15 protein-coding genes are annotated in these 14,591 nt (G+C 38.6%); 9 read left to right on the forward strand and 6 right to left on the reverse strand.

Annotated elements, in window-relative coordinates; all coding sequences use genetic code 11:
* Nucleotides 1-72: 72 nt before the first annotated feature.
* Nucleotides 73-843 (forward strand): MerR family transcriptional regulator, encoded by a 771-nt coding sequence (locus CD31_RS01735; RefSeq protein WP_312124578.1) that lies wholly within the window; start codon nucleotides 73-75, stop codon nucleotides 841-843.
* Nucleotides 840-1,493, forward strand: a complete 654-nt coding sequence (locus tag CD31_RS01740) for a GAP family protein (protein WP_036075315.1) — start codon at nucleotides 840-842, stop codon at nucleotides 1,491-1,493. Before CD31_RS01735 ends, CD31_RS01740 begins: the two co-directional genes overlap by 4 nt.
* Nucleotides 1,494-1,544: 51 nt before the next feature.
* Here CD31_RS01740 and CD31_RS01745 read toward each other — a convergent pair whose 3' ends face one another.
* The 5 genes from CD31_RS01745 to CD31_RS01765 form a co-directional block, all read right to left on the reverse strand.
* The gene (locus CD31_RS01745; protein WP_036075318.1) at nucleotides 1,545-2,327 is read right to left on the reverse strand and encodes an ABC transporter permease; all 783 of its coding nucleotides are present in this window, start codon (nucleotides 2,325-2,327) and stop codon (nucleotides 1,545-1,547) included.
* Nucleotides 2,324-3,208 (reverse strand): ABC transporter ATP-binding protein, encoded by an 885-nt coding sequence (locus CD31_RS01750; protein WP_036075321.1) that lies wholly within the window; start codon nucleotides 3,206-3,208, stop codon nucleotides 2,324-2,326. The genes CD31_RS01745 and CD31_RS01750 overlap by 4 nt, the downstream gene beginning before the upstream one ends.
* Entirely contained in the window at nucleotides 3,205-3,408 is a 204-nt protein-coding gene (locus CD31_RS01755; RefSeq protein ID WP_016992404.1) for a PLDc N-terminal domain-containing protein, read from the reverse strand. Before CD31_RS01755 ends, CD31_RS01750 begins: the two co-directional genes overlap by 4 nt.
* Nucleotides 3,409-3,525: 117 nt before the next feature.
* A complete protein-coding gene (locus tag CD31_RS01760; RefSeq protein WP_036075324.1) occupies nucleotides 3,526-3,957 on the reverse strand; it encodes a protein-tyrosine phosphatase family protein in 432 nt (143 codons plus the stop codon).
* Between the two features lie 20 nt (nucleotides 3,958-3,977).
* A complete protein-coding gene (locus CD31_RS01765; RefSeq protein WP_016992406.1) occupies nucleotides 3,978-4,925 on the reverse strand; it encodes a carbohydrate kinase family protein in 948 nt (315 codons plus the stop codon).
* 156 nt (nucleotides 4,926-5,081) lie between these two features.
* Here CD31_RS01765 and CD31_RS01770 point away from each other — a divergent pair, with 156 nt between their 5' ends.
* The 7 genes from CD31_RS01770 to CD31_RS01800 all read left to right on the forward strand — a co-directional run bounded on the left by CD31_RS01770 (nucleotide 5,082) and on the right by CD31_RS01800 (nucleotide 13,247).
* Nucleotides 5,082-5,645 carry a GNAT family N-acetyltransferase gene (locus tag CD31_RS01770; RefSeq protein ID WP_036075326.1) on the forward strand — a complete coding sequence of 188 codons (564 nt, stop codon included), beginning with the start codon at nucleotides 5,082-5,084 and terminating at the stop codon, nucleotides 5,643-5,645.
* 23 nt (nucleotides 5,646-5,668) lie between these two features.
* Nucleotides 5,669-6,583: an EamA family transporter gene (locus CD31_RS01775; protein WP_016992408.1), complete on the forward strand. Its 915-nt coding sequence runs from the start codon at nucleotides 5,669-5,671 to the stop codon at nucleotides 6,581-6,583.
* Between the two features lie 198 nt (nucleotides 6,584-6,781).
* On the forward strand, nucleotides 6,782-7,888 hold the full coding sequence (locus tag CD31_RS01780; RefSeq protein WP_036075329.1) for an extracellular solute-binding protein: 1,107 nt from the start codon (nucleotides 6,782-6,784) through the stop codon (nucleotides 7,886-7,888).
* An 83-nt stretch (nucleotides 7,889-7,971) separates the two neighbouring features.
* Entirely contained in the window at nucleotides 7,972-9,042 is a 1,071-nt protein-coding gene (locus CD31_RS01785) for an ABC transporter ATP-binding protein (protein ID WP_036075331.1), read from the forward strand.
* Nucleotides 9,043-9,054: 12 nt separating this feature from the next.
* Complete coding sequence (locus CD31_RS01790; protein ID WP_036075333.1) at nucleotides 9,055-10,761, forward strand: ABC transporter permease; 1,707 nt, start codon at nucleotides 9,055-9,057, stop codon at nucleotides 10,759-10,761.
* 27 nt (nucleotides 10,762-10,788) lie between these two features.
* Entirely contained in the window at nucleotides 10,789-12,303 is a 1,515-nt protein-coding gene (gene argH / locus CD31_RS01795; RefSeq protein ID WP_036075335.1) for an argininosuccinate lyase, read from the forward strand.
* The gene (locus tag CD31_RS01800; protein WP_036075338.1) at nucleotides 12,300-13,247 is read left to right on the forward strand and encodes an N-acetylglucosamine kinase; all 948 of its coding nucleotides are present in this window, start codon (nucleotides 12,300-12,302) and stop codon (nucleotides 13,245-13,247) included. Before argH ends, CD31_RS01800 begins: the two co-directional genes overlap by 4 nt.
* 20 nt (nucleotides 13,248-13,267) lie before the next feature.
* On the opposite strand, the gene CD31_RS01805 is transcribed toward CD31_RS01800, so the two are convergent.
* On the reverse strand, nucleotides 13,268-14,563 hold the full coding sequence (locus CD31_RS01805) for a transglutaminase domain-containing protein (protein ID WP_036075340.1): 1,296 nt from the start codon (nucleotides 14,561-14,563) through the stop codon (nucleotides 13,268-13,270).
* Nucleotides 14,564-14,591: the final 28 nt, after the last annotated feature.

A 14,591-nucleotide genomic window follows, 5' to 3' on the forward strand; every position in this document is an offset into this window, starting at 1 on the left:
AAAGTAGTTTTACAATTCCGCTTGAAAGTGACGTTACGTCATTTAATATAATGTCATTAACAGAGAGGAGGAGTGATTACGTTGCTTACGATTCACAATGTATCAAAACAAACTGGCATTTCTGTTCGAACATTGCGTTATTACGAGGAGATCGGCTTGTTACTTCCTATAGCAAAGACTGAGGGAGGACACAGAATTTATGGTGAGAATGAGCTCAAAATGTTACAACAAATTGTTTTTTTAAAGGCATTGGGCTTCAAGTTGAAGGAAATTCAGACACTTATCAATAATTCATGGAATTGGGAAGCAAGTTTAGACCATCAGTTAGCTTTTCTAGCAGAAGAACAAAAGAAACTACAGCAGATGAAGAACGCCATCCTTGGATTAAAAAATGCCTCGTCTATCGAAGGTGGGCTAACAGAGTCCCTTATCCAAAAATACATTAAGCTTTCCAATCAAGAACGAGATAATAAGCAAGCCTTCCGCCAACAGATTTTTGTAGCTGCCGAAATGGAGCTTTTTCAGAAATTACCCAATTTAAATCAAAATGATCCTAATTCTTTAGAATGGATTGGTTTATTAGGTCAGTTAAAGCAGCTTCATAAGGAAAGCCCTGAAGCTGATTCCGTGCAGATTATTATCAAACGAATGATGGAAAAGGCTGAAATAGAATATAACGGAAATGATGAGTTTTTAGAGAAGATGTGGACAATAAGAAAATCCGCACACAAATCTGAACAAATGGGTTTTTATCCTTTAGAGGAAGAATTTCTACACTTTATAGAGCAGGCTTTTCATGTTTATGAAACAAAAAAACAGGTGTTAGGAAGGTCACAACCATGAACATAGAAATAATGCTTGTGATTGGTGCCTTAGCATTGTTAGACATGTTTAGTCCTTCTATTATTGGAGTATCCGTCTATGTATTGCTTGTGGCTAAAAAACAGCAAATCCGCCTTTTATTAACCTATTTAATGACTGTAGCCTTGTTTTACTTTAGTACTGGGATTTTTTTAATGTTAGGTCTAGGAGTCATATTCAACCCAATTTCTAATTTGCTAGATAGCTACTCAGCTCGATTAATCATGACCATTGTGGGGGCAGCTTTATTTATTGGCAGTTGGTTAGTACCAAAGAGAAAGACAAATGGAGCACCTAAACCAAAATCTTTACATGTGAGCTCTATGGTAGCTTTAGGTTTCACAACTTCTATTTTAGAAGTTGCAACCGCTCTTCCTTATTTCGCAGCAATAGGTATTTTAACGAGTAATCAAATAGAGTTTTATGAATGGTTACCAATATTAGCTGGTTACAATTTGATAATGATTGCACCAGGAATTATCCTTTTATGCTTCCATTTATTATTCCGCCGATTTATGAATAAGCCTTTAAGAAAAATTCAAACGCTCTTTGATCAAAGAACAAGTTCAACCCTTTCTTGGGTTATGTTCTTTGTGGGATTGATTTTACTTATAAATGGTGGGATGATTTAAAACAAAAAAACGGTAAAAATCCATTATAAGTTGGTTTTTACCGTTTTCTCTTCAGATTTTTATCATAGACGCATTTCTTTTCATCATCACGATACCAATGCCGATGCAGATAATTGTCAATGCTAGCGTAATTACTAAGCTCCACCAGTAATCTGACATCTCTATTGTTCCTCGAAATTTTGCAATTCCGTAACTTGCTAGCTTCCAGGGTGATATCGTCCAAAAGATTCCTATAATCATATCGATGATTTGCCCAACAAAAATCACTGTAAATGCACATGTAGTAGCAATAACTGTTTTAAAACTGGCACTCATCATTAATGTAACAGCTATCACAAATAGCAACCAAATATAGTACGTAGAAAAGCTTACTAACAGTGCACCAATATCCAACGTTCCGTATAGAATACTTGTATAATAGACACTTGCAGCAAACCCAGCTAAAATACTAACAAAACAAATGGTGCTCATAACAACAAATTTACTTAAAAAATATGCGGCAAATGAAATGGGCCGAGCATATAATAATGTTGCCATACCATTAGCACGTTCTTTACTAATAGCCCCTACAAACGAAGCCATCATCACCAATAAGCCTATCGTTTGAAACTGCCCGATCGAAGCTTGAATTAAATCAAGTGGCATTAATTCTGGCATCAACATTTCGAAGCCCTCTGGTACATTCCCAACAGCATTTAAAATATCCATCATATAATAGTTTGTTAGTGGATCACTCATTCCAAGCAGAGCAAACACAAGAGGAATCCATAGAAACTTCCAACTCCGCCACGCTTCTCTAAATTCCTTTTGCAGAAGTACATTGAATCCTCTCATGCCTTTTTCGCCACCTCCATGAAAATTTCTTCCAAAGATGCTGTCTGTCGCTCTACCTTTCTAATTGTATACGGACATTCACTTAATCGTTGAAGCAACTTCTTCATCGTTGGCTCCTCATTCACTATCTCAATATAGACATAACAACCGATTACATGATTAGATGGATTTGCAAAAAGCTTAGCCTCTTCTTCACTACCAAACTCAATGACATAATTTTGCTTATCAAAACGTTGCCTTACCTCACGTAATGTTCCCTGTTCTACGAGTTTTCCATTTTGCAAGAATAATAGTTGGTCTGTCATTTCTTCAGCATCATTTAAGATATGTGTTGAGTATAAAATAGTCGTCTCTTGCTGTAGTCCTTTTAATAAATCAAGTACTTCTCTACGGCCAACTGGATCTAATGCTGAAACAGGTTCGTCTAATAGCAGTAATTTAGGCTTATGCACTATTGCTTGGGAAATACCAAGTCGTTGCTTCATCCCACCAGAAAAAGAGCCAATTTTTTTATATTGGGCGGTCCCCAACCCTACGAATTCTAGGGTTTTTTGTGCTTCTAATTTAGCCTTTTTGGCTGCTACACCATTCAGCTTTGCAGCCATTTCTGTAAACTCTAGCGCAGTTAGCCAAGGATGAAACTGTGGATATTGCGGTAAAAAACCTATATTCGCATGTAAATCATTACCTAGCATCTTTACACTTCCAGCAGTCGGTCTTAAGAGCCCCGTTAACATAGATAAAGTGGTTGTCTTGCCAGCTCCATTTGGACCGATTAAAGCTGTAGAAGTTTTTTCCTCCAAGTTGAAATGAATATCATCTACAACTTTGTGCTGTGCAAATTGCTTGGTCAAACCTGTAACTTGAAGTAAAGTTGTCATGACTGCTTTCTCCCCACTATAAAGTACGCAATTGACCCTAATAGATTAGCAAAGATAATGATAAATACCCAAAGAATTTTAGGCCCGTTTGTTGCATGAATTTTACGTAAATCAATAAGTGCTACGATCATCAAAATAATTTGAACGATGATGAGCGGTGCTATAACTGCCCATGGAACTTTTGCTAATTCCTCCATCATACAGATCACCTCATTATTTGTTATACACTAACTATAACAACTTTGTTCTAATATGTATAGAACAAAATATCTCCTATACCTAAAAAAAGATGTACCTCAATGAGTACATCTTCTCTATTACTTATAAAGTTTTTGCAGAGCATCTTCCATTTTAGGGCGTATTGTTACCTCTGGACGAGCTTTTTTGACAGCTGCCTCTGCTGCCTCTAATGATTCAGCCATTCCCAACTCCATTAATATAGCGGTAGCTGCAACGCCTGCACGTCCCCCACCACTTCCACAGTGAACATATACTTTCTGCCCTGTCTCATAGGCCATAGCAACTTCTTGCGCAACTCGTTGGATGGATGATGCTACCTCACTATCTTCATCTGCTATAGGCATATGTTTATAAGAATAAGGAACTGTCTCCTGGTCTTGAGGGGATAGCCCTTGAACACGAACATCTATCACAACATCAACCGATTCTTGTATAAATGCAGCCTCTGCATCTTTTGCACCGCCAAAGAACAGTTGATCCTTTACTAAAACATCGTAGTCTTTCCCCATATTCTCCACGCCTCACATGTTTATTTTAGTAAATGCTTAATATCCTCATAATATGGTAGTGCCGTTAAAGCACCTGCTTTTGTTGCGGCAAAAGCGCCTAATTTGTTGCCAAAGCTTGTACAACGCACTAGTTCTTCTTTTGTTGTAGGTAAGCCATTGTAATGGACATCACGTAGGACACCTGCCATAAATGCATCTCCCGCACCTGTTGTATCCACAGGCACTACTTTCTCAGTCGGTACATGGATAACCTCACCATTAAGAACGGCATAAGTACCATTCTCTCCTACGGTGATTAAAATAATAGGCACCAAATAGCTATTTAATTGCTCGATCCCTTCTTCTAAGCTACTTGTCTCTGTCAGGAAGAATAACTCATCATCCGTCACCTTTAAAATATCGACATCCTCGAAAAATGATGTAATCGTTTCTCGACAAATTTCTTCACTGCTCCAACGTAATGGGCGAATATTTGCATCCATTGCAATAATTGCCCCCTTGTCCTTAGCCATTTCTACTGCTGCTCGTGTTGTAGCAAGGGCTGTTGGATGGAACATCGTGCCTGAACACACCGTTAAAGCAGATGCATGCTTAAAGGCTGCTTCATTTAGCTGTGATGGTTCAACTTGTAAATCGGGTGTTTCATCAACGTAATCCTTAAAAATTCGTTCACATGCTTCTGTTAGATGCACATATACACCACTCACACGTTTTGCTGGATCAAATACGGCATAATCCAGTTTTACACCCTCTTGGGCAAGCCCATCTCGTACAAATTGCGAGCCCTCGTCATCCCCTGTAATTGTAATCAACGCTGAAGGCGCACCAATGCGGCTAATACCCGCTGCAACATTGACCGTTGCGCCACCCATATATTTAGTAAAAGATGTGTTTGTTACATCATCAGCAATATAGTCAATAAAAGCATCTCCATAGACTAATATAAAATCCTTCTCTTGCTTTGTCATGATAGTCCTCCTGAAAGTCTAGTCATTATAGATTAACACGAAAATTGTCATTCTATAAAGGTTTTTACTTTTGGCATTTATTCATAAGGGGATGGATAGCTTGAGTCATCCCCTATCTTTGTTATACTTGCCTATAGAAAGGTAGGGATTATCAAAATGAGTATTACAATTCGACAAGCGCAACCACAGGATGCCCATGCCGTTGTGCCTCTAATTATCGATGCCATTGGCGATATTGCTAATCGCTTAACTGGCGAGCATTCAGCGGAGGCTGTTATGCAAGAACTGACTGTTCTTTTTCAACGAGAAGACAATCGACATTCTTATTTAAATACTTTTGTCGCTACTGAAAATGAACAGATTTTAGGAATTCTCGTTTATTATCACGGCGCACAAGCCGTTCACATGGATGCTAACCTTGTTAAATGGCTTGATGCAAAAAATGCACCATCCGTTGTTATTGATCGAGAAGCACATGAAGATGAGGCTTACATTGATACAGTTTGCGTTGCACCAGCTGCACGTGGTAAAGGAATCGGAACATTGCTTTTACAATTTGCTGAAGAGCTGACAAAGCAGCGTGGCTATACAAAATTATCATTAAATGTCGAAACCCAAAAAGAAGATGCTCGCCGTCTTTATGAAAGACTAGGCTTTGTTATTACAGAGCCTTGGTCAATAATTGATGAGCCTTTTTACCATATGGTTAAACAGTTTTAGGAAGTGAAGTGAATAACTAATATATGAAAAACAATTTGCTTTACCCTCTTTTGATTGTCATTGCATCTAGTAGTTACGGGATCTTGTCGACTATTGTGAAAGTAGCTATGCAGCATGGCTTTACATCAGCGGAGGCTGTATCAAGCCAGTATATTATTGGCTTTATACTCGTAATATCGATCTTTATTTTTACAGACAGAAAATTACCAAGACCGTCCAAGAAGGGCTTACTTATTTTAATATGTGCGGGAATTTTTACTGGGACGACAGGTATCGTGTACGGAGAATCTTTGAAGTATCTTCCTGCTTCTCTTGCAGTTGTCATGTTATTCCAATTTACATGGATTGGTTTACTAATTGATTGTGCCCTCCATAAAAGATTACCAAGTAGGCCTGAAGTAATTTCAATCGTCATCTTATTTATAGGAACGATTCTAGCTGCTGGTGTATTAAATGTAGATTTAAGTGACATCCCTATTCAAGGGTGGCTATTCGGTTTTACAGCAGCCGTTACTTTTGCATGTTTTATTCAATTTAATTCTCGACCTGTCGAGGGTGTTACTACCACATCAAGGGTATTAATCGTTTCCTCTGTAGCCCTTATTATGATCAGTATTTTCCTAAGCCCTGAGGTTATTTGGAACGGCAAACTATTCCTGCAAGGCCTGTGGAAATATGGACTAGCACTAGGTCTCTTCGGTATCATTTTACCGATTTATCTATTTTCGATTGCTATTCCTAAAATCGGTGGTGCGCTTGCTTCTATTTTAAGCGCCATCGAATTACCAGTGGCCGTTACTGTTTCTGTTATTGTATTGCATGAACCTTTAACTTTCGTACAAATTATCGGGATTGTTCTGGTGATTGCTGGCATGATGCTGCCAACCATTGTTGCACAGCGTCAACAAAAAGATAGCCTATCAGAAGCACATTCATAAAACGACAAAAACTCCTTAAAAATGGAAGGATTCCTTTTTAAGGAGTTTTTTTGAACTTTATTAAAATGCCATTGCTTACCAGTATGCACTTCGTTATGATGAATGCAAATGTAATTTTTTAATAATTCTAACATTAATATTCCCCTTCGGTATTATACTGCAATATGCAAGTAACTTACTTTAAGAAAGGGGAAGTTGATGAAAAAAGCCTATATTCTTGGTTTTTTCCTTATGTTAATGCTTTTTGTTTTAACTGCTTGTAACGGCAAAGATCAGCAAAAATCCACAAATGATGCAGCAAATAACGACGAGGCATCTGATGGTAAAAAAACAGAAGTAGTAGCATCGTCGCCTTCAGGCAAGCTAGTAATTTACACTGGACGTGACGAAGAAATGGTGCAAAATGTGATCGATCAGTTTAATGAAAAATATCCAGACATTGAAGTAGAATTTCTAACGATGGGTGCTCAACAAATTTTAGAACGTCTTCGTGGAGAGAAAGCCAATCCTCAAGCAGATTTTTGGTGGGGCGGAACGCAATCAGCTCTCATTGTTGGTGCAAATGAAGACTTACTACATGCTTGGCAGCCGAGCTTTATTGACTCAATTGATGGCGCACACAAAGATTTAGAAGGACGATGGTTCGGCGAGATGCTGTTACCAGAAGTAATTATGATTAATAGTGATTTACTAACAAAAGAAACTGGTCCACAGGACTGGGATGATTTATTAGATCCTAAATGGAAGGATCAAATTTTAATCAGAGGTGTACTTGCGTCAGGCACAATGCGTACGATTTATTCTTCGATGATTGTACGACAAGGTGCCGATTCACCTGATAAAGGCTATGAATGGTTACTACAATTAGATGCCAATACAAAGGAGTACACACAAGACCCGAATGCTTTGTATTTAAAGCTAACACGTCAAGAAGGCAGTGTCTCTCTATGGAATCTGCAAGATATTTTGTTAAAAAAATATACGACAGATTATCCCTTTGATTATATTTATCCAAAAAGTGGAGCCCCTATTTTAGTAGATGGTGTAGCAGTTGTAAACAATGCGAAAAATCTAGAAAATGCGAAACTGTTTGTAGAGTTTTTATTTGAAAAAGAGATGGTAACACAATTAGCTAATGATTATTATCAAATTCCTACACGTTCTGATATCGATAAAGCCTCCATGCCAGAATGGTATCAAGAATTAGATTTAAAGACTTTCGATATTGATTGGCAGCTAATGTCTGACAAAGAAGCTGAATGGATGGAATACTGGGATAACAATATTAAAGGGCGAGGTAAATAGTAGAACGGGTAAAAATTCGGCTTATGTAGCGAATTTTTACCTTCCTGTATCATCTAGATTCTTTGTTGGAGAGGAGTTTATGATTGAGAAGTGTCAGAATCGAAAATGTCTCGAAGCAATTTGGTCAAGTGTATGGCGTGAAAGATTTAAATCTTGAAATAAAAGCTGGTGAATTTTTTACCTTTCTCGGTCCTAGCGGCTGTGGCAAAACAACCACTTTAAGGATGCTTGCAGGCTTTTATTACCCTACTAAAGGCAAAATTCTTTTCGATGATCGAGATGTCACTCGACTTCAGCCCAATAAGCGTAATATCGGCATGGTATTTCAAAACTATGCCCTTTTCCCCCATATGACGGTTGATGAGAATATTGCATTTGGTTTACAGGTTCGAAAATTTTCAAAGGCTGAGATTCAACACAGGGTTGATCGAATTAGAGGACAAGTGCATCTTGCTGCTTACGGCAACAGAAAAATAAATGAGCTATCTGGTGGGCAGCAGCAGCGGGTTGCTTTAGCTAGAGCACTCGTGATAGAGCCAGATATTTTACTGCTAGATGAACCTCTATCGAATCTAGATGCAAAATTGCGTGAGGAAACACGTATTGAAATCAAACGCATCCAATCTGAGTTGGGAGTCACAACCATTTACGTTACACATGATCAAATGGAGGCCATGTCCATGTCTGATCGAATTATGGTCATGGAGGATGGAAATATTAAACAAGTTGGGACTCCTCAAGAAATTTATCATCAGCCCAAAGATCGTTTTGTGGCAAATTTTATTGGTGAAACTAATTTAATTGAAGGTTCAATCCAAGCTATTAAAGGGGAAAATGTACAAGTACGAACAGTAAATGGACATATTTTAACTGGGCGAAAGCAACAAAGCTCTCCCTCTTTAACGCATATGATTGGAGACAAAGTATTTATTTCTATTCGTCCAGAATCGATTCAACTTGGTACTGGTGAAAACACATTATCAGGAAAAATTACATTTGTTGAGTTTACAGGTATTAGCGTTAATTACATTGTAGATTTTACAGCGTTCTCACTTAAAGTAATGCTTATTAATTCTTATGACCAAATCAAAAAGATTGGTGAAGATATTACAATCCATATGGCACAAGATTCACTGTATTTTTTAGGGGAATAGGAGGAAGCCAATATGGAGAAACAGTCTGTAAGTGCGTGGACGCGAATATTTCATGCCAATTGGTTTGTCTATGTTTTAATTTCGCCATTATTTTTAGTGTTGTTCGCCTATGTGGTTTATCCCTTCTATCAAACCTTCATCCAAAGCTTTGCAGGTGATGAAGCATTCTTTCATTATAAGAAATTTTTTGATATCGCTAGTCCAGCAAATTTAGAAGCTTTGTGGACCAGTATTTATATTTCATTTGTCAGTGTTATTTGCTGTGCACTTGTCGGGGTAACAATGGCCTTTTTACTAGAACGCTATAATTTCCCTGGGAGACGCATATTGTCTGTTTTAGTTTTGGTTCCAATGGCTCTTCCTCCTTTAGTGGGGGTACTGTCCTTTTCATTTTTATATGGAGATAGCGGGATTTTCCCACGAATTTTTCAGCATCTATTTGGGTTGGATCACGTGCCTTTTGCCTTGAAGGGAATATGGGGAGTCATCGTCGTTCATACATTCACAATGTATACGTACTTCTATTTAACAGCCTCTGCTGCAATTAAGGGCCTTGATCCTGCTCTTGAAGAGGCAGCTACTAGTCTGGGGGCGGGGCGTATTCGCGTATGGACAAAGGTTATTTTACCAATGCTCACACCTTCTATTGTTGCCTCATCCTTATTGGTGTTTATGATTTCTATGGCTTCTTATACTGCACCTTTGATGTTTGGTGTGGAGCGCACTATGACGATGCAAATTTATTTATCACGGACAAATGGGAATCTTGAGATGGCTGCAACACAGTCGATGATATTATCCTTTGTATCTATCACTTTTTTAATCATTATGCGTTGGTATCAAAATCGCCGAAATTATCAAAACCTGAGTAAGGGCATTAGCGTTCATCGTTCAGAGGTATCCTCAAAAAAAGTAAAGATTCTAGCAACAATTGCCTCTTTTGCTGGCACATTAATATTGATACTGCCTATTTTAGTGTTGATATTGATCTCCTTTTCTGTGGATGGCGCTTGGAAAACGCAAATTCTCCCGACCGACTATACAATCGATCATTATATTGCCCTTTTTACGGATGAACGCACATGGCGACCAATTTGGAACTCCATTCAAATGGGTGTCATTGCAACACTGGGTAATATCATCTTCGGTGTCGCGGCTGCTTATGCTATGGTGCGCTTAAATTTTAAAGGGAAAACCTTGCTCGACATTTTGATAATGGTACCATGGGCTTTGCCAGGAACAGTTGTTGCTGTTAATTTAATTGCTGCCTTTAGTACAGAAAGTATCTTTAGTTTTAATCAAGTATTGATCGGGACATTTTGGATTTTGCCATTAGCCTACTTTATTCGACATTTACCACTTGTTTTTCGATCAACATCCGCCTCTCTTGTACAGCTAGATCAATCGATTGAAGAGGCATCACGTGGCTTAGGGGCCAATTGGTGGTATACATTTAGACGTATTGTCGTGCCTTTAACATTCACCGGGATTTTAGCAGGGACACTCTTAGCCCTCGTGCAAAGCTTTGGTGAATTTGTTGCATCCATTCTAATTTACAGTACATCCACTATTCCATTGTCTGTAGCGATATTCCAAAAATTATATGCATTTAAATTTGGGACCGCCTGTGCTTATGGTGTCTTACAAATTTGTTTAATTTTAGTTGTCCTTATTATTTCTGAAAAACTATCAAAAGGCAGTGCTGGTACAGCCATCTAGCTGCCAATCTATTAGGGGGCCATGACAATGTTTGAAGATTTTCGCAACAAAACACAGCAGGAAGATGGGATGATATTCCCATCTAACATCTATCGAAAAATCGTTTTACAGCCAGCTTATGATGAGGCGAAGAAAAATTTTTTAACAATCATGCTACAAATCAATATTGCTCATTTGAAAATGTTAGAAGAACAAGGACTTGTAAAAAAAGATGAAGCAAAGCAAATTGGGATCGCTCTAAAAAAAATAGACTTAAATTATTATCGTTTAGAGGATTACAGTCCCCAATATGAGGATTTATTTTTCCGCATTGAAAATAAATTAATAGAGCTTGCTGGTGATATTGCTGGAAATCTTCACATTGGCAGAAGCCGAAATGATATGGGTATCGCCATTTATCGAATGACATTAAGAAAAAAACTATTATTATTAATGCGAGAATTACTTACATTACGCGATGATTTAATCGCTGCTGCAGAGGAACATATCGATACCATTATGATTGGTTACACACATACACAGCAGGCACAACCTACAACCTTCGCCCATTATTTAAAGGCTGTCATCGACCAACTAGAGCGTGATTTTGAACGCATGCAACATGTCTATAAAACAGTCAATCGTAGCAGTATGGGAGCCGCTGCCTTAACAACGACAGGCTTTAATATTAGTAGAGAGCGTATGCGTGAGCTACTAGCCTTTGATGATATTATCGAAAATGCATGGGATGCAGTTGCAGGCGCAGATTATATAGCTGAGGCTGCAAGTATTGTACAGCTTGCTGCACTCAATCTTGGCCGAACTTCTCAAGACTTTTTATTATGGGCTACTCAGGAGTTTAATGCGTTTACACTCGCAAGTCCATATGTGCAAATAAGCTCTATTATGCCTCAAAAGCGTAATCCTGTTTCTATAGAACATACACGCTCATTACTATCTGCGGTTGTAGGAGATGCAAGTACAGTATTACAGATGGTACATAATACACCGTTTGGAGATATCGTAGACACCGAGGATGATATGCAGCCTTATTTATGGCGTGCCATTGACCGCTTAATTGGCATTTATAAGTTGTTTGGTTCGCTTGTTGTCACAATGGATGTCAATAAGAAGAAGTTGAAAAATCGCGCTGAAAATAGCTTTGCAAATGTCACTGAGCTCGCTGATACATTAGTCCGTTCAGAGGGTATTTCATTCCGTCAAGCACATAGTATTGTTAGTAAATGTATTAAAGTTCTGCTTGCTCACGGAGAAGAATCATTAGCTAGTCTTACATGGGGACTTGCAAATACACAATCGAAATTGATCACGGGTAAGGAATTAACTATTTCGGAAGAGGATTTCTATAAGACATTAAAACCAGAATCTTTTGTTGGTGTGCGAACATTACTAGGTGGTCCCGCTCCAGCCACTATGAAAGCTGCTCTTGAACGCTCCAAACTGAATGCACATGATTTTTATGAGTGGATTCGCTTAAAAGAAAGTTCCATTATGGAAGCAGAAAAAGAACTAGCCGCCTTTCTAGAGGAATGGAATCAATGAAGCAATGGTTATTAATTATTGATGGTGGGGCGACAAAAACAGCATGTGCAGTCGTTCATGCTGAATCTGGTGACGTTGAATATTCTACATCCGCTAAAGGCTCTAATTATCAAGCCATTGGTGTTGAATCAGCTACAGCAATATTACAAGAGCTTTTAGCAAATGTTGAAACATTTTTGCAAAAGTATCCTAATTCTCAAATTGCTGTAGCTACCTTTGCATTAGCTGGAATTGATTCGCCGAAGGATCATACAGCAGTAGTGGCCATTGTTCAAAACGCTCTTCAGACCACACAGCTACAAGTCGATACATTGATTATTGAAAATGATGCAGAGGCCACACTCCTAGGTGTGACTGCTGGACAGGCAGGTGCTCTGCTCATTGCTGGAACAGGAGCTATTGCCTATGCCTATGATGGACAACAAATTGTACGTGCAGGGGGCTGGGGACATCGGGCTGGCGATGAGGGAAGTGGATATTGGTTAGGGCAGGAGGTAGTAAGAGCTATATTTAAAATGGAGGATGGTCGTGGTAAACCAACAATCTTAAAGGAAGCTGTCTATCAATCTTTAGGTATACAGGATGTTACAGAGCTCGCCGAATGGCTATTCCACCCTTCCTATACAAATGCACAACTGGCCAAGATGGGCTCCTTTGTGGCAAAGGCAGTCGAGCAAGAAGATGCTTGCGCCATCGAAATATCTCAACAAGCTGCACATGAACTAGTCCTTCTAGCGAGCGCTGTATTGAAAAAAATTGACTATCAGAATGAACCATTTACTTTTTATTGTAATGGTGGTGCCATCAAGCATAATCCACTCATTTTAAAGATTTTTACAGAGCAAATTACCTTCATGTATCCTCAAGTGGACATTTCACTTTGTCAGCATCAACCTATTACTTATCTAATTGAACGTACAAAAAGGGCATATGACTGTTTATAAGTCATAGCCCTTTTCTTGTTTTAAAGTGCCATTCTCTTCAATTCATTTGTCGTAAAATAGAGATAGCCATCCTTTATAAATAAATCCTTCGTATCCTCCCTATTTAGTACCTCTTCGCCACTACCATCTGGACGAATCTTTGTTAAATACGCCCCTCGGGAATAATTACTAAAGTAGAGCCAGCCATCCGAATACACGATATATTGTGCACGGGAATTTGTGACACGCTTCGTCTTACCAGTTTTCATATCTAGTACATATAACTTATTGTCATCTGCAATATTACTATAAAACAATTGATCACCAACTTGTGCTGGGAAGTCAATATCATGATAATAACTATACATTGTGCTTGTTGCCTTAGGATAGTCTTCAGCAATCCACGTGTGATCCTTCGCCATTGTACGATCATCTACTAAAAAGTATTGGTAGCGTATTGCGCCCTTACGATCGGGTACCGGATCATTCCATGTCGTATCAAGATGATACCACTGTCCATCAAGTTTGACGAGATTCCACGCATGTCCCTCTTGACCTACATAGCCCACGATATATTTTGTTTCAATACCCAATTTTTGAAGCATGGAGTGAGCAAGTAAAGCATAGCCCTGGCATACTCCTCCATGCTCGGCAAGAACAGTATAGGCGCTGTGTGGGCTAGAATTCGTTTGATCTGTATAGGAAGTATTGGCAACAATATAGTCATTGACAGCTCGTACCTTTTCTACATCCGTCATAGATTTTTTACTGATCTTAGCGATAATTTCTTGAACATTCATCTCTACATATGCAGCCTGCTCTGGCGTCATTAAATAGCTCTGTTCTCCATAAATAGTTGCTTTATTTCGCCCATATTCATATCGAATTGAATGCTTACTTACATGGCCGTAAACATAGTCATCTCGTTTGATAGCATTGTTATAGGCCTCTTCTACAATTTGTTCAATTCGCTGTGTATTCCCTTTATATTGAATTTCAAACTTTGGTGAAAAGCTATTATAATACGCATACATCGCATCAGCCATTTCCTTGGCATTTGTCACGACTAACTTTGTTTCAGGTTTCTGAATGGGTGGAGCTGCAGGGGCTACCTCCGCTTCATGTATATCTTCAATAGGCAGGGCTGTTTCAATTGAGGCATTATCTGAAAGTCTTGCCGTAACATCTACGATTTTCTCCTTTGTTGAAAGTAGCATAGTTTCTATTTCATCATTATTTGTCCAATCGATCACCTGCTGAACAGCAGCCTTACCAGCCGTATAAATGGGATCAATAAAAATAATAATAATGGCAATTATAGCTAATTTCTTCCACAAACTCCTCACCTCCAACCGTCTTCTTTAC

It is taken from the genome of Lysinibacillus boronitolerans JCM 21713 = 10a = NBRC 103108 (genome assembly GCF_000772935.1).
GTDB classification, from domain to species: Bacteria; Bacillota; Bacilli; order Bacillales_A; family Planococcaceae; genus Lysinibacillus; species Lysinibacillus boronitolerans.